Genomic DNA, 21,292 nt, shown 5'->3' on the forward strand with positions numbered 1-21,292 from the left:
AATATATTTAGCTTAGATAAATTCAAGCAATTGACCTGAAGCCCCCTTTTCGCATCAGTGGTACATTATTCGAATCATGCAACCACCCACTTGCCTCCGTATATATTGCAACGGCGATTGCTACCTCTCCGACATAGATTGTTCGGAATATACGATGGCCATCCTCTTCTATCTCAGAAATAGCTTTAAGGCTTTCCTGACTAAATGGGATTGAAATCATGACACATGTAGTCTCACTGTAATCAGTATTTCTATCGTCATTTAGCTTACGTATATCATTTTTGGTACCACTGATAAATGGCCCCATCCTATTTTCAAATGACTCAGCTTTGATCTCTACGGGAATCACACAGTCATCCCCCATTGAAGCATTGAGGAGCAAATCAACCCTCTGCCGTGGATCCGCATAAATTGGCTGCTCTCGAAGTATCTCATACGCTGAATCGATATTTAAAAGATAAGCAGTTAAATCAACTTGTATCCACCCCTCCCAGCCTCCTTTCACTGGCCAATTGAATTTAAACTGTACCGCCCTATCTTGAGCCCATGCAATGACATGATCAATGAACTGATCGACTGTAATAGCCACCATTAACGTCTCCTCAAAAAATCCGCTGATTGGTATAAGTACCGTGCTTTATGCGTGTCACGATTGTTGAGTCTCGGCCATCATCAATTCACTGCCTTCCAAGACTATTAGTTCACCCGAATAGACAAGATAGACCAGAAGCTTCCGAGAAATATTTCAATATATATTTCTCATTAACAAATAGCATGCATGGATAAAATCTATTAATGCTAAGCAGAGCTAATGAGGATCAGCTTGGATTTACTTCGACCAATTTACTGCTATTACGAGAACCAGTCTCGCGCCCTCTCGCTAATCGCTTCCGCTGCGTGGCCTTCAGCTTTTGCCGCGATGCCTGCACCACGCTCCGCCAGTCGCTGACGGCCTGCTAGCTTTGCTTCGAATACGGTACTGCAGACTGAGGCGTACTCGGCGGGGGAGCTGCGACTTGCTCGCCCAATGCGGTCTGGCAGACTGTAGAAGTCGCGGTGCCGCCCTGCATCCTGGTGCTGGACTCCTCGAGCATTGGCGTGAGCTCGAACCTCCGCCTACAGGAGCAGTCGTTGACAAAGTCGGCCTTGTCATCACCGCTGACCAATCAGCACAGCAAAAGGGATGCGCACTGAGGCAACGAATTCATTGGCCGCTGTTGTCCAGGGCCCGGCGGGGTCGCTAATCGCTGTCTACAGCGCCGTCACATCGCCGCCCTGCATGACGATAGCCGCATCAGTACTGCGGTTCAAGACTCTCACTTGTTCCTTGTGTGCTTCGCGTATCGACTTTGTCTCTACGCCATCTGGACCAGCCATAGTTTGAGGTGTGCCCCTTGGCTGGTACTTGAACACGATGGTGCGGCGCTGTTCTTCAGGAAAGACTCACCCGAACCGCCGGCGATCTAGCCCAGGTCCACCAGACGATTGAAGCCTGCACGCAGCAGAGGCACGCCGTCGTAGAAGTCGCCCACCGCGCCCTCGGCCAGGATCTGCACACGGCTGGGGTGCACATCGGCCCACTTCTCGGGCATGCCCTCTGTCTCCGTTCCCGGCGGGCTGATCCCGCAGATTGGTCTCGAACTGCTCCCGCTTCATGTCGGCAATGATGTAGCGGCCATCGGCCAGCCGCCCTACCTTGCCGCCAGCGGTGTAGTCACCATCACCCGATGCACCCAAGTCCCGGCCACGGCACCACTCCACCACGCCCGCCGGGATGGCTTCAACGACGGGCATCAGATCTGGCTTGATCACGCCACCGGACGGCGGCGCCGGCAGTTGCCGGTACTGGCCGGCGAACACATAGGGGTTGGCCTTCTCCATGCGCCGCAGCTCGTCGGCGCTGTGTTTCTCGGGCCAGAGCGGTTCCTCGTCTTCGCCCACCCAAGCCGACAGGCGCAGCTGCTCCCACACCTCGCCATTGCCGCCCGCCACCGGCGGCCCGTTGCCGTCCTTGCCACGGTCACCCAGCAACCAGCCGGTCAAGTCATCCTCGTGCAAGCGCTGCATGATCACGATGATGGGAGTGTCCGGGCTGTTCTTGCGGCTCTCCAGCGTGTTCTGGAACCAGTCGATCACGCCCTTGTGGATGGTGTCTGACTTGGCTTCATCCGCCTTGTGCGGGTCATCGATGATGGTGGCGCCGCCGAAACCGGTGATAGTGCCGCGCGTTCCAGTGGCATACATGACGCCGCCGGCGGTGGTCTTCCAGTGCGAGCCGGCATCCGTGGCCAGGCGCAGCTCGGGAAAGATCTCGGTAAAAGCCTCGTGCTGCACCAGGTTGCGCACCTGGGTGCTGTTGTTAACGGCCAGCGGAGTGCTGTAGCTGCAATGAATGAACTCAGCATCCGGCACCTTGCCAAAGGCCCAGGCAATCAAGTTCACCACGGCCAGCTCGGTCTTTGACTATCGGGGCGGCATCATGATGATCAGCCGCTTGCATTCGCCATTGAACACACGCATCAGCGCATTGCAGATCTTGGCGTGGTGCTGAGCCCTGCGCCAGAGGAAGCCCTTGCGCTGCAGGAACATCCAGCGGGAGAACGAGAACAGGTCTTCGCGTGCCCAGCCCACAGCGGCCAAACGCTCGGCGGGGCTAAAACTTGGCTTGGACACTCTGCACCGCTTCCTTCAGCTGCTCAGGAGTCACGTTTCCGCCCAGACTGTGCTGAGGCTCCTGGCTGTTGAGCTCCTTGATGGTTTCCTTGTTGGCCGCGAGCAGATTCAAAGCGATGCTCGCGCTGTCGTTGGCCAACTTGGTGAGCACGGCCATGCTCTTCTGAATGGCGGCCTAGGCAAGATCAGCGCCGCAACGCTGGAGCACCACGGCATCCTGTTCATCAAGGAGCGCGCAGCAGTGCAGATCACCGAAGCCAACGTCAAGCGCCTGGCGCTGCTGCTGTCCCTTGGCTTCCGCAAGCTTGCCGACGAGCTGCAGACCGCCACCGCTTACCCCCCCGCGCCCTGCAATCAACTGGACATCCACCACAAGGAGCATCCCGTGAACAAGTCCGACCTGGTCGAACACATCTCCAAGAGCGCCGAAGTTTCCAAGCAGGCTTGCTCACGAGCAAAAAGGCGCGCGCGCCGTCTACAACAAGGCCGAATGCCGGGAGCAACGCAAAGAAATGCTGCAAGATTGGGCCAACATGATCGATTCTTGGACGAAAGCGAAATAAATTTTGCAGAAAGTCGCTCTCTTAGGTGGAACCAGGTCCGAATTCAGCTACAGTTGCGGCCTTCGGAGCGTAGCGCAGCCTGGTAGCGCATCTGCTTTGGGAGCAGAGGGTCGCGAGTTCGAATCCCGCCGCTCCGACCAAACGATACAAGGCCTTGGGTTGAAAAACTCAAGGCCTTTTGTCTAACCGATTCCGAACTGTCTACCGCGTTAGAGTTCGCCTCCCCTCTTAATTCCCCATCTTCGCGACATGGCTAGGCTGCTTCCATGCTCGCAACCATCCTCCTCTGTCTGTCGTCGGCATCTCGGACGGCGATACCCTGACGGCCCGTTGCAGACCGCCGGAGGCCTATGAGCCGGTCAAAGTCAGGTTGCAAGGCATCGATGCCCCAGAGCGCAAGCAGCCATTCGGAGAGCGCGCCCGGCAGGCCCTGGCCAAACTGACATTTCAGAAAGAGGCAGAGCTGCGCTGCAACAAGCTCGACAGCTACAAGCGGCATGTCTGTTCGGTGTGGGTCACAAAACAAGTGAAGCACCGGGCCCCAACAAGACGCTGAACGTCGGCCTGGCCATGGTGACTCAGGGCATGGCCTGGTGGCATCGCGCCTATGCCCGCGAACAGTCACCGCAGGAGCGCGGGCAATACGCGTTTGCAGAGCAAGAGGCCAAGGCTCGAACAGTTGGACTTTGGCGAGATCCCGAGCCAATCGCGCCCTGGGATTGGTGCAAAGCCTTGCGCGAGCCTCGGCAGGACCTGGGTCCGTAAACGACCCTAAGCAGTCCCTTGAAAATGCGCTGCAAAGCAGTCACTCAGGATGCCGTTCCATTCGAGCAGACAGAACAGCTCCCAGCGCAGGAGCTGCAGCAAACGATGCGAACAAAACCAGTGCTGCCGACTTCGCACCGTCGACCCCGCCAGGGTCGGTCAATCCAGCCAGATTGGCCACCACCCCCGCGATGGCAGCGGCCAGGGCTGTGGCATACAGTTGCACGGTAGTGATGGAGGAAGACGCGAGCGTCTCCTCTCCTGGAGCCGCCACGGAAAACACGCGTGTCAGCAAATGAGGCCAGCTCAGGCCGATACCGAACCCCACGGCGGCGAGAGCCACGCCATACATGACCCTACCGGCCATGGAGCTGCCCCATGTCACGCTGGGGAGCGTGAAAGCCAAGCTCAGCAATGCAGCCAGCACGATCGGCGGACCAAGCCGTATGAAGCGGTAGGCGGCTCGGCCTTCCCCGCGTCCGGCGCTGTACAGCGAAGCCAGCGTCCATCCTCCCGCCATCATGGCGGTCATGTAGCCCGCAGCCAAAGGCGTCATCTGATGGATAACCTGCAAGAAATACGGCACGAAAATCTCGGTCGTCAACCCGATGACAAGCAGAACCATCATGGCGTAGACCACTCCAAGTGGTGCTGACAACGACCAGGCTCCCGACGGCAGCAGCTTGACGCTGCCCTGCCTGTCCCTTTTCGCAATGACAAAGACCAGGACCACGCCTGCTGCAATACCGGCCATATTCCAGACAAGGCTCTCGCTCAGACTGGCGCTAGAGATTGCCAGCACCGACAGGACCAGCAAGGTGATCGACAGCCAAGGCAGAGAACTGGAGGCTCCGGCCGCAGACACGCGGCGTTGAACCTGGCTTGCCACGATTGCCGCCAGCAGCAGCGCAATTGGCAGCAGTACCCAGAACGCCAACCGCCATTGGCCGCTTTGCGCGAAGACACCACCCACGGCCGGGCCGCACAGGGTCGCCACACCCCACATGCCCGACACCAGGGCCATAGCTCTCGGCCATAAATGTGCCTCAAACACGACGCGAATCAGGGCATAGCTGAGAGCGAACAACACGCCGCCCCCCAGCCCCTGCACGGCCCGCCCAAGCAGCAGGACAGGCATCGACGGAGCCAATGCACAGCATGCTGCGCCCAGCGAAAAAATGGCCAGCGCCGATAGATAGGCCAGACGCGGCCCCAGTGCATCGATGAATTTGGCCGAAACAGCCGATCCCACAATGGATGCCACGACGAACAGCGTCGTGCTCCAGGCGTAATATTCCAGCCCTCCAATTTCCTGAATGATGGTGGGCAGGATGGTTGTGACCACGTAGATATTGATTGCATGCAATGCAACCCCACCCGCCAAAGCAATGGATCGAAGCCCATTGCGTCCCTGAAGCAACTCACCCCATGACGCGTCTTTCCCACTGATTGAGTGCATCTTCATCCTTTTAAACATCATTCCATTAATTGTTGAAATGATATGAAGATGGTATCTTGGCGTCAATGAAGACCACAACGAGCGCGACCCCGTCCCCCGTCGAATCACTGGATGACTTGGCCAGCGTCGCCAAGACGCTCGGGCATGCCCACCGGCTGGCGTTACTCGAAGCGATCTTTAAGCGTGAGAGCTCCGTGGAACAGTTGGCTCAAGACACCGACCTTTCCATCACCAATGCATCCCAACACCTGAAGCAATTGCGACAAGTGGGATTGATTCAGTCCCGGCGCGATGGAAAGCAAGTGCTGTATCGCATCGGCAACGGGCCGGTTGCCAATCTGCTTGCAGCTCTACGTGACTATGTCTCCCACCAGCAGGCCGATATGCAGCGCATCATTTCGGACAGCATCCAGCGTCCGGAACAACTGGAGGGCGTCTCCATCGAGCAATTGCTCGAAAAATTGGAGAACGGGGCGCTACTTCTGGATGTCCGCTCTCCTCAAGACTATGAGAGTGGACATATCCCAGGTGCGATCAATATTCCGGCAGAGGAGCTTGATCAACACCTTGCCCAATTGCCGCGTAACCAGGAAATCCTCGCCTACTGCGGCGGCCGCTATTGTGTGCTCTCGATAGAGGCTGTGGCCTGGCTGCGCGTCAAGGGATTCCAGGCGGACCGGGTGTATGACGGCTTTCCCGGGTGGTGGGCTGCCGGGATGCGTGTGGAGACGATAAGACACTAGGACAGTTGTGCCTTAGGCGACCTAATGGCGTCCATTCAGTGTCCGCTGTTCCTTGTCGTCATCGACTGCTTATGGCCGATAGCAGCCAACTGGCAGGATCCTGAAACTAGGCTGGTTCCGCCTCAAACACATCCACAGGCGCCAATCTGAGCAGCTTCCCTGCCTCCCGCACCGTGCCAGCCAGCTACTGATCAATATCCTGCACCTCGATCGGGATCACGCTGCGTTTGTCCTGCTGGTCCGCCGGCAGCTTGGGGTCTGGCTTGTGCATGCGACTCATCAGGGGATGTGAATCCAGGGCCAGCACCGGTGCGCGCACACGATGCTCAACCCTAGTCACCCGACCCTGCTGCACACACCGGGCCGACATGGCTTTCCCAATGAGCGCGCCCTGCCTGGCAGCGCCAGCGACTGCATCACAGAAAAAGCGCAACCCGGATAGCTAGTTGTGGCAGCCGTTGAAGACGGGGTTGTTTTCTTAGGTCCCAGCCCGGCAGGCGTGGTGCGCTCACCTGCTCCTTCTTAAGCGATGAGCGCTGGCCTGCAAACCACCAAGAGCTGCCTGTCAACTGGAGACGCAGCAGCCAGCCAGCACCGCTTTGATATGCTAGGCCTAGTCGATAGACAACCATATTTAGCTTCAGCATGACTCTGGAATTCAAGCGCCTTACCGAAGTCGACCCGATAGACATCATCTCGCTCAACAACAATCCCGATGTGCTACGGCAAATGCCGCTTGGAAGTGCAAATTTCGATCTAGCGAAGGCACAAGAATGGGTCCAGCAAAAAGACGCACAGTGGCAGCAATTTGGCTATGGCCCGTGGGCATTTCTCATTGATCAAAAGTTTGCTGGTTGGGGCGGCTTGCAGTGCGAGGAAGGTGATGCCGACCTAGCTTTGGTGCTTCACCCTGACTTTTGGGGGAGTGGAAAAGCGATTTACCAAGAGATTGTTAAACAAGCATTCAACTCTCTGGAGCTGGGATCCATCACAATTTTGCTTCCACCCTCAAGGACAAGAATCAAAGGGATTTTCAGGCTAGGCTTTCAGCCTGATGGCGAAGTAGACATTGAAGGTGCTCGCTTTCAGCGTTTTCGCCTTTATGCGCCCAATAAACCCGTTCCGTAAGAGAGCTGAGCAGAGCGTCTGAAGTCGGCCTCCTATCTGGCAACCATATGCCCGACGGGGTTTGGCCGGTAGCTGCCGCCAGCCACCGAGGGCAGCTCACGAGCCAGGGGGACGGTGCATAGCTAACTTAAAAGCAGTCAAGGGTATGCGATAGGGCATACCAGTAAGAGCCAAACATGCCCAATGAAAAAATTGGTTTCTTCGGGAGACTTCACCGTATGAAGGCTTTGCAACTCATCGTTCTAGTGATTGTCGTTGGCGCACTTTTTCTTGTGGTGAACGGATTATTTTCTGCGTGGGCTTTGCTTGAGCTGGCCTGGTCGACGATTCTCAGCTTTGTAAATCTCTTTTGATGTTGACCTGCAATAGTGCGTTCCACGCCATATGGTTGCCACAACCTTGGATCCTTCGACCCAAGTTTTCATTCCATCGGATGCATAACGGCACCGCTATCCCGGGCCTGATGGCCTGACGTTTTTGCTCGTTTAGCAGGGACGTTGAGCGTCTGCTTTCACCTGCCGAGACCGACTGTTATTGGCCGATCTGCGACTGTCGCTGGCCGACACCAAGCGGCTGTTAGTCAATTCTGAGCTGCGCTAGTTTTTTGCACATCAATGCATTTTGAAGTGTTACGCCACGACGAATTGGGAACCCTCGCTTCACCACTTGAAAACCATGTCGAACAAAGAAAGGCTCTGCAGTCTTGCTCACATCAGAAGTCATCTCGGCAATGCCAAGCAGTTGGGCTTCTACTTGAATATGCTTCATCAAAAGGGTTCCGATACCTTGTCGCGCATAGGAGCCGGAGACGAAGAAATGGTCTATGTAACCATTAGGCTGAATGTCTGCGTACCCCACAATTTCTTCCTCATGCTCGACGACAAACGGTTGAAGAGCTCTCATATGGCCAGCCCACAACTCGGGGTCGATATCTGCTGGTGCCCATGCATCGACCTGCTCTGGGGTGTAGTCCTGTGAAGCAGTGTCATGCACAGCTGAAAAAAAGACGCGAAAGAGCGCCGACTCATCACCATTTCCAAATCTTCGAATGTTCATGAATGGTTAAGTGCTCAGCAATTTATGACTACTTTCTACCATCGGCGCCGAAGTGCAAATGTCTGCTTCTGGCCGGTAGCAGCTATCGGCCAAGGACTGTTCACGACGACGAATTCAACCGGTCGTTGCAACACACCAACCACCTCATGACACTCCTTGGCCGCCCGAGCCTGCGAGCATGATCTCTGCGGGGGGCACGCGCTCATACCTTGGCGAGGAAGGCCGCCGCATCACCCGCTTCACACTTCCAGTCTGCGAAGACCCCAACCAGATTGCATTCCACGCAGTGGCAAGCGATGTAGTACCAGCGCACGTCGTGTGTGCCCTCGTACACAGAGACGCCGGACATCAGCTCAAACGCCTCGTTCTCGCACACGCACTCGTGTGCCTCAGGGGCGGCCTCTTCAACATATTCCGCGCTGTCGCCCATCAGGTGTTCCTGCCCGCAGTCGGTGCAGGTGCGGATTGCCACGCCGGCTTCTTCATCGGTCTGCAGCGCAAAAGTCCGGCACCCGCAATTGCATTTGGACGAGGCAAACCGGACGGCCTCATGGCGATTCGCAACGCTGTAGCTGCGCAGCTCGGCTTGGGTGTCGCCGGACGTCGTTCCATACCAGAACTCGCCCTTCTTTGTCAGTGCCATTGATACTGTTCCATTCTTCAAGGTGGGCTTCCCGGCAGACCTGACGCCAGGCTTGCCCCGATCATCAGGATTTTGCCTGAAGGCACGGTGAATCGTCGTCAAGGGGCCGCGTCGGGGTGGTCTGCGACAAGGGCTGCGGAAATCCTTGAATGCCGATTCTTGGAGATTGCAGCCAGAGTCCATCAAGTTCAGCTGTTGATCGCCGCCGACATTCGGTGTTCAAGCCCCTTCGTCAGCTCTGAGCTTGAAGCAGTCGGCCAAGCAGCCTTCGCAAACGGCTGCTCCTGGCCGGTAGCATCCATCGGCCAAGGACTGCTCACGACCCATTGCAGTGCTTCGATTCTTGTCCAGCGACGACTCCTTTTAGCAAATGCAGTCAGTCATGGCCGTATCGTTACTGCCTAGCCATGCTTGCACAGGAGTTATCCAAGTACCGACGCGGACGACGATCCAGCAACTGATCTCAGTATCAATGCTTGCCTTGCAGCATTTCACTTCAGGAAGCGCTCTACCAGTCGCACAAAATAGCTGGCGCCAACCGGAATCAGCGCATCGTTGAAGTCATACGATGGGTTGTGCACCTGGCAAGGACCAGGCCCATGGCCGGGCAGGCGGTGCTCGCCCTCGCCATTGCCCAGCAATACATAGCAGCCGGGACGTTGCTGCAGCATGAAGGCAAAGTCCTCGGAGTTTGTCAGCCGGGGCGCGTTGTCATCGACCTGTTCGGCACCAACGACTTCCTGCATGACCGATACCGCGAATGCCGTCTGTTCGGGGTCATTGACCAGCGCCGGATAGCTACGCTCAAAGTGCAACTGTGCTTCACAGCCATAGGCCGTGGCCGAGCCTTGCACGACATCCTTCATGCGCTGCTCGATCATGTCCAATGTGTTTGCGCTTTGCGCGCGCACAGTCCCGCCCAGCCAGGCACTGTCGGGGATCACATTGACGGCATCGCCACCGTGGATTTGCGTGACGGACAGCACAGCCGCATCATCAGGCGTGCGATTGCGCGAGATGATGGTCTGAAGACCCATGAGGATCTGGCCCGCGCACATCAGTGGGTCCACACCTGTGTCAGGCTGTGAGGCATGTGTCCCCTTGCCTTTGACATCAATCCGAAAGCGGTTGCTGGAGCTCATGAATGGTCCGGCTCGCACGCCAAAGCTACCGATGGCGCGTCCCGGAGCGTTGTGCAGACCAAAGACCGCATCGCAGTCAAAGCGCTCAAACAGGCCGTCCTCAATCATGGCGCGCGCGCCAGCCTGTCCGCCTTCCTCTGCAGGCTGAAAAATGCAGTGCAGTGTGCCGTCAAACTTGCCGCTTTGAGCTAGATGCCAGGCGGCTGCCAGCAGTGTGGCCGTGTGGCCGTCATGACCGCAGGCATGCATACGACCTGCATACCGTGAACGGTGAGCGAAGGTATTGAGCTCCTGCATCGGCAGAGCGTCCATATCCGCACGTAAACCAATGCTGCGTTCGCCATGGCCACGCCTGAGCGTTCCGACCACGCCCGTTCCCCCCACACAGCGGGTTACCTTATAGCCCCATTGCCCCAGGTAGTCGGCCACTAGTGCGCTGGTGCGCTCTTCTTGAAAGCCTAGCTCAGGATGGGCATGTAGATGGTGGCGAATCTGACGGAATTCGGGGTTGTCTGCAATGGCTTGAATGATTGGCATGCTTCTCTCTTACTGTAGTTTTACGCTCAGGCTGCGGGCTTTGGCCTCGTCGCGGGCAATCTGATCGGCAAACTGGCGCTGCTCCGCCGCCGTGGACACTTGCATTCCCATGGCTGTCAGTTGCTCGGGAACGCCTTTGGATGCAAGGGCAGCTTCCAATGCCGTCTTCAGACGAGCTATGCGATCAGGTACAACGCCCTTAGGAGCCAGAAGCCCCATCCATCCACTCATTTCCAGACCCTTGACGACCTTGCCCTCATTGAGCGTGGGAATGTTCTTGATCATGGGCTGTCGCTGCAAACTTGCCACGCCCAGAACCTTGATGCGACCGGCTTGGATATGCGGCAGAGCAGTTGCGGGCACCATGACAGCCAAATCGATCTGGCCACCCAGTAAGTCCGTCAGCAGCGGGCCGGCACCCTTGTACGGCGCATGCAGCATCCGCACATTGGCGCGTGACTGCAGGTCTTCCATCACCAGATGCTGCATGGTGCCCACGCCGGGGCTGCCATAGCTGATGGATTCTGGCTTGGCGCGCAACGCCGAGATCAAGCCATCCAAATCATTAGCGGGCAAATCCTTGCGCGCCACCAGCAGCGGTGAATTCGAGCTGATAGGACCGATGGGCACAAAGTCCTTGGGTTCGTAGCGCACGTTTTTGTTGAGCACAGGCACCAGCACCACATCGTTGATGGATCCAACCAACAGCGTGTAACCATCCTTGGCGGCATTGGCTACTTTGGCTGCCCCCAGGGCTCCGCCAGCGCCGCCGAGGTTCTCAATCACCACGGGCTGACCCAGTTCAGCCGACAGCCTGGGTTGAACCACGCGGATGGCGGCATCAATGGAGCCGCCCGAGGCAAATGGCACGACTAAAGTGATGGGCTTTTCCGGAAAGCCAGCTGCCATGGCAGGCTCAGCCAGCGCCCAGACCGCGCAGGCGGTGGCTGCGGTACAGAGCAGACGGCGGACAAATGAGTGGGGGGCAGAGGTCATGGCGTGTCTCCTTATTGATGGCGAGCCTCGATAGCTGGCAGAGACAAGTCTGAAGCATGACATCCATCTTTTACGTGCTAAATTTCACTGAGCTATGCAATCCATGAATACCTTGCCCTTGCCCAATTCTGGGCGTTCTTCGGCCTTGCTCAACCGGTTGTTGGCGCGCACGCGGCTGCGTCAGCTGCAGCTGCTGATATTGATTGCCGATCTGGGCAGCATCCAGCGCGCAGCTGAGGTTGTGGGGCAAACGCAGTCATCAGCGACCAAAGCCTTGTCTGAGCTAGAGCGGATGGTGGGTTTGCCGCTTTTTGAGCGCCATGCGCGAGGAGTACGTCCCACATTGATCTGCCGCGATCTACTGCCGCTGCTGCGCAGCATGCTGGGCTCTCTCACTGGCTGTGCGGAAATGCTGGCTGCGGCCGCTCAAGGCGCGCAGGGTGTGCTCAGCGTGGGGGCCATAACAGGGGCGTTGTCGGGTTTTCTGGGGCGAGAGCTGGCGCCATTTCTTCAGCAGCATCCGCAACTGCGTGTGGAGGTGGTGGAAGACAGTCACCACGCACTATTAGCTGCGTTGGCCGCGCGCACGCTCGATATGGTGCTCGTGCGCGAGCCCGCAGTCGTCGCCAGCGGGATGCGTTTTGTGCCGTTGCTGCAGGACCAGGTCGTTGCGGTGGCTGGGCCCAGCCATCCGCTACACCGCAAGCGTGTCGTACACGCGAACCAGATGCTGGAGCAGCAATGGGTTTTGGCGCCCTTGTCCACGCAAATGCACGAAGCTTTCGAACGACTGTTCGAGTCCTGTGCACAGCTGCCGCAGCACTCACCCTTGATCACGCGCTCCCTGCCCATGCTGTTGGAATATCTGCGCACCACGAACGCAGTCGCGCTAACTCCGCTAAGTGTGGTTCAGCCCTTTGTGCAGGCAGGCTGGCTGCGGGTGTTGGCGCTGCAGTTTCCTCCCACCCTGGCCGCTATTGGCTTGCTGGTACCGGAAACGCCCGAAAAGCATGGGGTGAACTTGCTGGCGGAGTTCTTGGCACAGGTCGCAGTAAAGTCCTTGCCTTCCCACTCCCATTAGGCCGATCCCCGTTGAGGGTTCTTTTTTGTCGTAATCGGCTGACCGCTGCCGTTGAGCAGTCAGAAACTTGATGGCACCTTCCAACCGAAACCGCCCACCAAATAATGGCATTGACCGGCCGCTAACGGCCTAGACCTGTTGTTCGCGGCCACGCGCCGGACGACAGCTTCTGGCCAAAGCCGGGCCTGGCTACTGGTGAATACAGAACCGCAAAGCTGACCTTCGGGGCTGCGCCTTGAGCGTCCGGCTTAGGATAGGCAGTCAACGGGTGCAGGCCGTCGCCAGTCGGCCAGAAGCAGACATATGACTGATCAACATCAGTGTCCGCTCCAGGTTGGTTGCGGCGGCTGAGCTTTGACAAGCCATTGACCAATGCCAGCAATACTAGAACTCGCGCCGTTATCTAGCCAGATGTCTTCTGTACGTCTCAAACCTGAAACTTGCTGGATTTGAATCGCACAGGCGAACCTAGACGTTCTCGATCCGTTGACAGTGTTGCGTCTCAAACGCTACAGACGAAAGCCCTGCCGTCAACGAGTGACGATGCTGCTGTTGTAGAAAATCTTGATTTAGCCAGCCATACCAACAGCGCAGATAATGCTCGGCTTGTCCAGAACATGCCCTGAGCACAGGGCTGACTTAATGCGTTTCTCAGCCCTGCTTGTAGCCTTCGGCCTCACCTTTTTACTGACCTCGGCTACGCTGGCCCAATCGACAACCGCACCACAAGCACCCATGGTGCGTGACCGCATCTCGGTGGTAGTCGAAGGAAGCGGACCAGATGTCATCCTAATTCCGGGTTTAGCATCTTCCCGCGATGTTTGGCGTGGTCTTGCCGCACGCCTCAAGCAAAGCCATCGCTTGCACCTCGTGCAGGTGGCTGGGTTTGCCGGAGCACCCGCAGCGCACAATCCGCAAGGTTTGGTGGTTGAGCCCACGGCAGCAGCCGTCGCGGACTACATTGAACGCGAGCATCTTCAGGTACCCGCGGTCATCGGTCACTCCCTGGGCGGTGAGGCCGCACTCATGCTGGGCGCGCGTCATCCTGACCGGGTGTCGCGTCTGATGATCGTAGATGCATTGCCCTTCTACAGCCTGCTGCTTGATCCGTCCGCAACCAGCGAGAAAGCTACACCGGGCGCGGCCGCATTCCGCGCCACTTTGCTGGCAGCAACCGACGCTCAGATGAGGGCCATGCAATCCGCCTCCATCGCCCGCCTCACTAAGACCGAAGCAGCCCGTCCTTCACTGCTCGACGCCAGCCTCCGATCAGACCGCCCAACAGTGGCACATGCCACTTACGAGTTGATGACCTCCGACCTGCGCCCGGAACTCAACCGCATCACGGTGCCCGTGCATGTGGTTCATGCCTACGACAGCAGTTATGGCATCCCCGCAAACCGCGTCGATGCCATGTTTCGATCCGCCTACGCGGCCACGCCTCATGTCAGCTTTCAGCGCATCGATGGCAGCTACCACTTCGTCATGTTGGATCAGCCCGAACAATTCGAGCGCGCCGTTATCGACTTTCTCAGTCCCACAACACCTGTTAAGCGATAGAACCGACAAAGCTTCAGAGTGGTTTCTCAACAGGCGCCCCAACACCTACTCAGGTTGGCCAGAAACGGGCGCTGTGAGTTGAGACCGATAGATCGAGAGCAGAATGGGTCACGGCAATCGCTGCGCAGCAGACATTCGCCACCTAGGTAGGAACGACCGCAACGGGTCGATTGCTAGCCGACGCGAACGACTACTAACGGGTACGTCCGGTTTGTGGGTCTGCCCATCAAGTCTGCCGTTCGGTGACAGACCGCTCACAGCCAAGACCTGCTGTCCACGGCTACCGACCGGACGACAGCTTCTGGCCGAAGCCGGGCCTAGCTACCTGCGAGCTCAGCACCACAGAGCGGACCTTCGGGGCTACGCCTTGAGCGTCCAGTTTAGGGTAGGCAGTCAACGGGTGCGGGCAGTCGTCAGTCGGCCAGAAGCAGTCCTTAGAGTTGTTTCCAACGGCGACTGCTTCAGGCTGTCTACAGTCGCTCAACTCAAAGATTCCAATGACTGCAAGTGCCTAAAGCAGTCTTTGGAGCGTAACTTCCTCGTAGGTCCACTCCAAACCTAAAAGCCGTCGGTGAATTGACACGAATTTCGGGTGACCGCTTTTACCTGGGTCGAACTGGTCCTATCGATCCAGAGTGGATGTTCATAACAATTTTCTTGTGGATGCACTCCGGGGCTGTCGGCAGCAGATCAGCGGTAGCCAAAGCGCGCGCGGAAAGTTCGGCAAATCATGCACGTGGCCAGCATCCACATGCTGGGGCGATCTCCGGAACACATCAACGATGTGGTTTGCACCAGTCTCAATGCGTAATGCTTGCGCACTTCTTTCAGCACACTGCGTCGACGAAAAAGGCTGCTACTTACAACACTGCAGCCCCTGTCGCCAACTTTGCCAAAAGCACAATGGGCTCAATCGAGCCCATTGCTTATCCGTCAAAAATATTGAATCAGGGCGCTATTGTGTTGCCTTCTGAGGTTGGGGCATCAATATCAACAGGCCCTATAGAGAAGGTCCAGCGAGCAGAAACTTCTCACATTGGTCGGCAAGCATAGTTAGTAGCCAATGCGCCGCCTTGAGGCGTGCTGCCAATGTAGTGAGGATACGATCCAAAGCGGCACATGGGCTTGGAAGACACAAGGTCAAAGGGCGGCAATGGCTTGCGGCTAGTCAGCAGCAAATCATTAGCCGGCCTCTTATCCTTTTCCACCCAGTCATCAAGCAGACCAATGAAGTCAATGGCACCCGGCGTTCCATAGGTCGGTGCATTGGCAGATCCTGCTGGCAAACCCGCCGATGTATGGGGCAATCCAGGCACGGCATAAGCCATGAAGAACTGATCGACTTTCTCCTGTCCCATTTTTGCCACCACCGAATCGTAGTAATCGATACCAGTCTGGGGACTGTTACCCTTATCCGAAAGGTTCTCGCGCATGATCAACTTGCCTCCTCGCGCATGGAACGCGCTGAGATCGGGATCCGTCATGTCCATCCACTGCGAAAGCTGCTGCAGTCTTGCTTTATGGTCTTCGGCTTTGAAGTCAAGCGGATTGTATTTCGCGTCTTTTGTCACGAAGTAGCGAACCAAGCTCCCTCCTACAGAGTAGCTGCGCCCTCCTCCCACTGCGTCGGGATTTGTACCGGGAGCAACCGTGCCCGTAACCCAACGCTCAAATGCACCATCAACGGCTTCACTGCCGTACAGGTATCCAGGATAAGACTGCAGCTGATTGGCCAATGTGAAAGGATAGCGTTGCCCACCGTATGTCCAACGCAGCGTCGCTAGCTGTGCATCTGAAAAGCAGGAATTTCCTTCATCGTTGCCACTGGAGCATCTGAGGGATGCAATTGCTGCCTCCGCAAGGGGCCGACAGGCCTTGTAGTTGCTGACGACCTGATCCTCAATGCCATCAATAGCATCGCAAGCCTTTCGGACCGTGTCATGCAATAGCTGGACTTTGCCACCCAGCCAAGCTCCAGGCTGGCTTTGCACCTGGCCCATGCTTAACTGGAATTGCCATAAGCCCATCAACCGAATAACCGGGTCTATGACAACGATTCCGTCAAAGTCTGCCGGATAGCGCTGTGCCATCAGCATGCCTTCGCGGCCGCCTTCAGAGCCTCCGATGTAGTAGGCTTTGAGTGCTCGGTGTCCATAGAATCGCTCCGACAACTGCACGCCCACATCACGCGTTTTCTTGTACGCGGCATAGGCATAGTTTGTCAACGCTTCATCATTGAGAGCGAAGGCTCCTGCATCCACGTCGGCCGAAACTTGGTGCCCTGAATCTGTGCCAAGAGTCATATAGCCCCTTGTAAGCGGCAGTGGCGTCTCGGGGCCATCTGCACGGCCTGGCCCAAGCCCAGTCACCAAGGTCCCGTTGAGTCCGCCACCGCCCATTTGCACGCTCTTGCCATTCCACGAAACGGGCAGGTTAACCTGGGATTTGATCAACGGCGCCGTCGTATCTACAGGACGAATATCGATCAACAACTCGCAGTAATCTGGCGTTGCTGCAACCATTGCCGTTCCGGCCGCATTAGGAGCTGCAGACACTGCAGCTCGATACGTTGCCTTGGTGACAACCGCTCCTTGAGTCGGCTCGGCAATGCGCGCTGCATCAATCTGAGTACTCTGCAATGCCGCGCAGGTCTTGGCTGCGTCCTTTACAACCAGTGGCGTGGTAAATCCCGAACTACTGTCGTCGCCGCCACAGCCCGCCAACAACACGCTTGCGGCAAGAGAAATCGAGCCCAAGTAAAAGCTGTGAGTTGCTTTCAAAGAAGGCATGTTTTTGATTCGTTGCATGGTGTGTGTCCTGTTTGGCTCGAGACTTAGAACGAATGCTTCAAACCCAGCATCACACCAGTTTGAGAATCTCCCGCGAGCGGGTTGCCTCCCACAGCAGCTGAGCTGACGGAAATGGCCAAACGCTTTCCATTGTTTATGTGCGCGACCTGGGCATACGCAGCCGTTCGCTTGGAGAACTTGTAGGTGCCGCGCAATGCAGCCAGTGTCGAATGATCGCCGCCCTGCGAATAGCGCAGCTGCTGTATTTGCCCGTCTACGGTAACGGCTGTAGACGGACTCCAGGAAAGTCCCGCCCAAGCCAGGTTGCTGCGTCGAGTCGCGCCATTGGTAAGTGATGCTGCTGCAGCCGCGTCGTTGTCACGGCGAATCACGCCAGCCCCGAACTTGAGCGAAGGAGTCAGCGAGGCATAGCCATTGAGCATGATGCGCCGATCCTTCATGTCCGAACGCACCAGCCCCGCAAAAGCGCCTGCACCGCCGCGCATCTCGTCAACAGCTATCGCAGCACCCCAAGGAGCAGTGTCGTACTTGAGCATGGCAGACCACTGGCGGCAAGCCTGCCTGTCCGTGCTCGATTCCCCTGCGCAATTAGCCCCTGATGGACTAGGACCAGCGTTGACCGTATCACGTCCGAAACTGTAGGAAGTTCCCAGACTCCAGGCTCCAAAGCGGCCGCGGTAGGCCAGCGAATTATCGGTGCGTGTATTGGGAATGTAGCTGTCCAGGCTGCTGAGTCCGAAGGCATTGGGCCCCAGCAGATCAGCATCGAACAGAGCCCAGTACAGCATGGTGTAGTTCCGTCCCACCGATACGCTCCCCCAGCCTCCACTCAAGCCGACCCAGGCTTGACGCCCGAAGCCACGACCACCTTGGTTGAGGGTTCCGGAATCCACGCCGAATCCCGACTCCAGCGCAAATTCGGCGTTCAGACCACCGCCCAGATCCTCCTTACCGCGAACGCCCCAGCGCGAGGGCGCCGTACCGGTCAACCCTGGCATTCTCGTCAACGAGCCTCCGCCCTGCACATTGCTTAGGTGCTCAATTCCAGTATCCAGGTACCCATATAGCGTTACCGAAGAACCGGTCTGAGCCTGCGCCCCCATGGCTGCAGCCAACGATAGTGAAGCTAACAACACTGTGCTGAAATAAGTTTCCATTTTTGTCTCCTGTTGATGTAGTAGTAAAAATCAGCACGCCGCAACGTCACACCCGTTTGAGAGTGCTAGCTACAGACGTTTGGGGAGTGGGCGAAGCCCGCCCAGTTCAGGCGGCGGGACTGTCGCAGAACATGACGAAGCGTGCCTCGCGCCGTGCAATCAACCAATGGCCATCGGCAGTGCGGCAAAAGTGGTCGTTGAACTCACCCAACAGTTGTCGCGCATGGGCCTTACGACCATGCACTGTCACCGGCTCCGAGTCGTCACAAGACCAAAGCAGCACCTGACTATGTGCGCTGGCGGTGTCCGCACCTTGCATTTCGACCAGGATATTGGTGAGCAAATGTCGCGTCATGCGGCCGGTTGGTCGCTTCTGATAGGCCGCCACAATGGCACTGCGACCCTCCAATGGTTCACCATTAGGGCGTTGAAGCACGGCATCTTCGGTAAACAGCTGTGAGAAGCGCAGGGCATCTCCAGCGTCGGCGTAGGCCGCTGCACGTAAAACCAGATCAATGCAAGCCTGCCGGTGCAGCTGCTGCAGGTCGTTGTCCATCACTTGTCTCCTCGGATCGGCCGTCTCAGTTATGCCGTTTTTATTTGAGACCCAAGGATTCCACGAGCCAGCATTTAGAGCCAATGCCACCATCCATTCAATCAATGCGTTTTACTTATGGGGCAATGACACCACGGACTGCCGTTACGCTAATCTAGACGGGCCATGAACCTTCCATCTCTATCTCCGCCAAGCGTCATTAAGCATGAGTCATCGCATTTCCCGGATTTGGCCAGCCAGTTGCGATCCATGCGAGCCGCACTGACCGTTGTGCGTCAAGGTAGCACCATTCGCGCAGCGCAGGCGATGCACCTATCCCAGCCAGCTGTTGCAAGGTCAGTGCTGCAGCTTGAGGAGGCCTGCAGGCTTCCGCTTTTCATTCGCGGTGCACGCGGCATGATGCCAACCGCACTGGGAAACCAACTGGCTGCACGTATCGAGACAATGCTCCAGCATCTTGAAAGCGGAGCCGCCGAAGCTCAGGCCGCATCCACGCTCACGGCGCGGCGTTCTTCATTACCTCACCGCTTCGCAGAGGTGGTGCCTCCTGGGCATTTACGAGCCCTGCTGGCTATCGCCCGCTGCGGCAGTGAGTCCCTCGCAGCGCAGGAGATAGGCATCACACAGCCATCCATACATGCCGCGCTGCAAGGCCTGGAAGCCAGCCTGGGCATGCAGCTGTTTTACAAGCTCACCTTCGGAACTCGGCTCACACCGTCGGGAGAAGCTCTGCTGCGGCGAGTCAAATTGGCTTTGGCGGAAATCAGGGACATGGAAAGCGATATCTCGGCCTGGCATGGTCAGATCAAGGGGCGTGTGGTGGTCGGGGTATTGCCGCTGTCCGTGGGCATATTTTTGCCAAGTGCCGTAGACATGCTCTCCGCAAGTCACCCCGACATTGAGATCAGCATTGTTGACGGCACCTACGAAAGCCTGATGCAAGGTCTTATGAGTGCAGATATTGATGTCATTGCCGGCGCGCTGCGCGCACAAGTGCCAGGAGATGAAGTGCAGCAGCTTCAGATGTTCGACGACGACCTGGTTGTCGTCGCTCCCAGCAATCACGAAAGCCTGCAGCGTGAGCAGCTGACACTCAGGGAGCTGCTGCAATGGCAATGGGTTACGCCATTGCCGAACACACCAGCAGACAGTGCAATGGTCAAGCTATTCCGCTCGCACGGCCTGGAGCCGCCGCGCAGTAATCTCCGAGCGAGCAGCCCGACCATGACGCTGGCCTTCGTGCTGCAAACCGGCAGGCTAGCCCTAGCCTCGCGCGGACAGGCCATGCGGGACGACCATGGCGGCCTGCTGTCTATCTTGCCCGTGGAGCTGCCCTCCACTCGTCGGGGCATTGGCCTTGCGATACGTGCGCAGGGAACAGCCTCACAGAATCTGGAACTGTTCATACGGGCCTGCCGCCAGACCATGGCGGACATGCCCAGATAGTTCATTCGCCTAGCGAAGCATCCAGTGGGCCAGGGCTTTTGACACCTGTTCAGGCTGCTCCATGGTGCTCATATGACCACTATCCTCGATCACCACCAACTCTGCTCCAGGGCATAGTTCCTGCATGCGTTCGTGACGAGACAAAGGACTCCAGAGGTCTTGCCGCCCGCAGACCAACAGGGTTGGACAGTTCAGAGCCTGCAAGACCGTTGTAGCGTCGGGTCGACCCAGCAGAGCATCAATCTGTGCTGCAAAGATTGCCGGAGTGAAGCGGGCGACCATGTCCAAGACCTCCTCGAACAGCGGAGTGTCAAGGCGACCAGGGTGCACCATGCCTCGCGCCCATTGCCCCCCCATCTCCCGCATGCCATGCTCACGCGCCTTGTGTAGCAAGGCCATTCGTTTGACACGCTCGCTGGCACCGGCTTCGCCAGCCGCGATGGGCTCCATGCCGGTGTCCAACAACGCCAGACGCTCTACGCGCTGCGGAGCCATCCTGACGATCTCCAGCGCCACGCGCCCTCCCATGGAATGCCCGGCCAAAGAAAAGCGCTGTGCACCCACCTTGCCCAGCACCAGGTGAGCCATGTCTTCAATGGAAGCCGCATGCCCATAAGATGGAATGATGCTGTCGGCGAAGGAAAGCGCCTTTCTCTGCTCCTGCCATACCACCTCGTCACAAAGCAAGCCGGGCAAAAATACGATGCAGGGTTTGCTCATGCAATGCTCTCCAAAATCAGATGGCCGACGGCCGTGTTCGATGCGGGCACATGGTAGAAGCGGTGCGCCACCTTGGGCAGCGATGCGAGGCCGTCCACATCGGACATGGCGCCGCGCGCGATCAGCCACATCACCAGCTCGATGCCTTCCGAGCCGGCTTCGCGCACATAGTCGATATGCGGCATCTGCGCCAATCCATGCGGGTTCTCGACCAGCAGGTCCAGGAACTGGTTGTCCCATTCCTTGTTGATCAGGCC

At 57.4% G+C, this 21,292-nt stretch carries 22 protein-coding genes, 1 tRNA gene and 1 pseudogene; 10 read left to right on the top strand and 14 right to left on the bottom strand.

Translation table 11 applies throughout. The features are described from left to right. Positions 1-22: 22 nt before the first annotated feature. The 3 genes from P353_RS06625 to P353_RS29470 form a co-directional block, all read right to left on the bottom strand. On the bottom strand, positions 23-592 hold the full coding sequence (locus P353_RS06625) for a hypothetical protein (protein WP_034367000.1): 570 nt from the start codon (positions 590-592) through the stop codon (positions 23-25). An 851-nt stretch (positions 593-1,443) separates the two neighbouring features. Further along, positions 1,444-2,445: a hypothetical protein gene (locus tag P353_RS06630; protein WP_052084754.1), complete on the bottom strand. Its 1,002-nt coding sequence runs from the start codon at positions 2,443-2,445 to the stop codon at positions 1,444-1,446. Between the two features lie 18 nt (positions 2,446-2,463). Continuing rightward, positions 2,464-2,673 carry a hypothetical protein gene (locus P353_RS29470; RefSeq protein ID WP_198529031.1) on the bottom strand — a complete coding sequence of 70 codons (210 nt, stop codon included), beginning with the start codon at positions 2,671-2,673 and terminating at the stop codon, positions 2,464-2,466. On the opposite strand from P353_RS29470, the gene P353_RS29055 reads away from it, so the two are divergent. The 4 genes from P353_RS29055 to P353_RS30250 all read left to right on the top strand — a co-directional run bounded on the left by P353_RS29055 (position 2,666) and on the right by P353_RS30250 (position 4,001). Further along, on the top strand, positions 2,666-3,322 hold the full coding sequence (locus P353_RS29055) for a hypothetical protein (RefSeq protein ID WP_157839529.1): 657 nt from the start codon (positions 2,666-2,668) through the stop codon (positions 3,320-3,322). The genes P353_RS29470 and P353_RS29055 overlap by 8 nt on opposite strands. Next, positions 3,300-3,376: transfer RNA gene (locus P353_RS06640), tRNA-Pro, on the top strand. Before P353_RS29055 ends, P353_RS06640 begins: the two co-directional genes overlap by 23 nt. 230 nt (positions 3,377-3,606) lie before the next feature. Then, positions 3,607-3,792 carry a thermonuclease family protein gene (locus tag P353_RS30245; protein ID WP_332835646.1) on the top strand — a complete coding sequence of 62 codons (186 nt, stop codon included), beginning with the start codon at positions 3,607-3,609 and terminating at the stop codon, positions 3,790-3,792. Beyond that, positions 3,747-4,001 (top strand): thermonuclease family protein, encoded by a 255-nt coding sequence (locus P353_RS30250; RefSeq protein WP_332835647.1) that lies wholly within the window; start codon positions 3,747-3,749, stop codon positions 3,999-4,001. Before P353_RS30245 ends, P353_RS30250 begins: the two co-directional genes overlap by 46 nt. Before the next feature lie 40 nt (positions 4,002-4,041). On the opposite strand, the gene P353_RS06650 is transcribed toward P353_RS30250, so the two are convergent. After that, a complete protein-coding gene (locus P353_RS06650; protein ID WP_080750458.1) occupies positions 4,042-5,460 on the bottom strand; it encodes an MFS transporter in 1,419 nt (472 codons plus the stop codon). A 65-nt stretch (positions 5,461-5,525) separates the two neighbouring features. On the opposite strand from P353_RS06650, the gene P353_RS06655 reads away from it, so the two are divergent. Next, positions 5,526-6,203 (top strand): ArsR/SmtB family transcription factor, encoded by a 678-nt coding sequence (locus tag P353_RS06655; protein WP_034367011.1) that lies wholly within the window; start codon positions 5,526-5,528, stop codon positions 6,201-6,203. 184 nt (positions 6,204-6,387) lie between these two features. Here P353_RS06655 and P353_RS30255 read toward each other — a convergent pair whose 3' ends face one another. Continuing rightward, on the bottom strand, positions 6,388-6,573 hold the full coding sequence (locus P353_RS30255) for a hypothetical protein (RefSeq protein WP_332835648.1): 186 nt from the start codon (positions 6,571-6,573) through the stop codon (positions 6,388-6,390). Between the two features lie 275 nt (positions 6,574-6,848). Here P353_RS30255 and P353_RS06665 point away from each other — a divergent pair, with 275 nt between their 5' ends. Together P353_RS06665 and P353_RS29825 are read left to right on the top strand one after the other, a co-directional pair. Then, positions 6,849-7,331, top strand: coding sequence for a GNAT family N-acetyltransferase (locus P353_RS06665; protein WP_034367014.1), 483 nt, complete (start codon positions 6,849-6,851; stop codon positions 7,329-7,331). 176 nt (positions 7,332-7,507) lie between these two features. Further along, entirely contained in the window at positions 7,508-7,684 is a 177-nt protein-coding gene (locus tag P353_RS29825; RefSeq protein ID WP_230847576.1) for a hypothetical protein, read from the top strand. A 223-nt stretch (positions 7,685-7,907) separates the two neighbouring features. Here the strand turns inward: P353_RS29825 and P353_RS27870 are convergent, their stop codons facing one another. From P353_RS27870 to P353_RS06685, 4 genes are all read right to left on the bottom strand, one after another. Next, positions 7,908-8,387: a GNAT family N-acetyltransferase gene (locus P353_RS27870; RefSeq protein ID WP_080750455.1), complete on the bottom strand. Its 480-nt coding sequence runs from the start codon at positions 8,385-8,387 to the stop codon at positions 7,908-7,910. A gap of 202 nt (positions 8,388-8,589) precedes the next feature. After that, the gene (locus P353_RS06675) at positions 8,590-9,030 is read right to left on the bottom strand and encodes a hypothetical protein (protein ID WP_034367019.1); all 441 of its coding nucleotides are present in this window, start codon (positions 9,028-9,030) and stop codon (positions 8,590-8,592) included. A gap of 491 nt (positions 9,031-9,521) precedes the next feature. Further along, complete coding sequence (locus tag P353_RS06680; protein ID WP_034367022.1) at positions 9,522-10,709, bottom strand: M20 aminoacylase family protein; 1,188 nt, start codon at positions 10,707-10,709, stop codon at positions 9,522-9,524. Positions 10,710-10,718: 9 nt separating this feature from the next. Continuing rightward, positions 10,719-11,705 (bottom strand): Bug family tripartite tricarboxylate transporter substrate binding protein, encoded by a 987-nt coding sequence (locus P353_RS06685; RefSeq protein WP_052084755.1) that lies wholly within the window; start codon positions 11,703-11,705, stop codon positions 10,719-10,721. 103 nt (positions 11,706-11,808) lie between these two features. Here P353_RS06685 and P353_RS06690 point away from each other — a divergent pair, with 103 nt between their 5' ends. Further along, the gene (locus P353_RS06690; RefSeq protein WP_198529032.1) at positions 11,809-12,786 is read left to right on the top strand and encodes a LysR family transcriptional regulator; all 978 of its coding nucleotides are present in this window, start codon (positions 11,809-11,811) and stop codon (positions 12,784-12,786) included. A 642-nt stretch (positions 12,787-13,428) separates the two neighbouring features. After that, positions 13,429-14,346 carry an alpha/beta fold hydrolase gene (locus tag P353_RS06695; protein WP_034367025.1) on the top strand — a complete coding sequence of 306 codons (918 nt, stop codon included), beginning with the start codon at positions 13,429-13,431 and terminating at the stop codon, positions 14,344-14,346. 1,031 nt (positions 14,347-15,377) lie between these two features. Here the strand turns inward: P353_RS06695 and P353_RS06700 are convergent. The 3 genes from P353_RS06700 to P353_RS06710 form a co-directional block, all read right to left on the bottom strand. Next, the gene (locus P353_RS06700) at positions 15,378-17,153 is read right to left on the bottom strand and encodes a tannase/feruloyl esterase family alpha/beta hydrolase (RefSeq protein WP_080750456.1); all 1,776 of its coding nucleotides are present in this window, start codon (positions 17,151-17,153) and stop codon (positions 15,378-15,380) included. Positions 17,154-17,179: 26 nt separating this feature from the next. Then, complete coding sequence (locus P353_RS06705; RefSeq protein WP_034367027.1) at positions 17,180-18,313, bottom strand: porin; 1,134 nt, start codon at positions 18,311-18,313, stop codon at positions 17,180-17,182. A 106-nt stretch (positions 18,314-18,419) separates the two neighbouring features. Next, positions 18,420-18,869 carry a nuclear transport factor 2 family protein gene (locus tag P353_RS06710; RefSeq protein ID WP_034367030.1) on the bottom strand — a complete coding sequence of 150 codons (450 nt, stop codon included), beginning with the start codon at positions 18,867-18,869 and terminating at the stop codon, positions 18,420-18,422. 249 nt (positions 18,870-19,118) lie between these two features. Here P353_RS06710 and P353_RS30160 point away from each other — a divergent pair, with 249 nt between their 5' ends. Then, positions 19,119-20,315: a LysR family transcriptional regulator gene (locus P353_RS30160; protein WP_269799951.1), complete on the top strand. Its 1,197-nt coding sequence runs from the start codon at positions 19,119-19,121 to the stop codon at positions 20,313-20,315. A gap of 9 nt (positions 20,316-20,324) precedes the next feature. On the opposite strand, the gene P353_RS06720 is transcribed toward P353_RS30160, so the two are convergent. Both P353_RS06720 and P353_RS06725 read right to left on the bottom strand, forming a co-directional pair. Beyond that, positions 20,325-21,035: an alpha/beta fold hydrolase gene (locus P353_RS06720; protein ID WP_034367036.1), complete on the bottom strand. Its 711-nt coding sequence runs from the start codon at positions 21,033-21,035 to the stop codon at positions 20,325-20,327. Beyond that, positions 21,032-21,292, bottom strand: a pseudogene (locus P353_RS06725) (protocatechuate 3,4-dioxygenase); the annotation flags it as partial. The pseudogene P353_RS06725 and the gene P353_RS06720, both read right to left, overlap by 4 nt.

The organism is Comamonas testosteroni, from assembly GCF_000761245.1.
GTDB classification, from domain to species: Bacteria; Pseudomonadota; Gammaproteobacteria; order Burkholderiales; family Burkholderiaceae_C; genus Comamonas; species Comamonas testosteroni_C.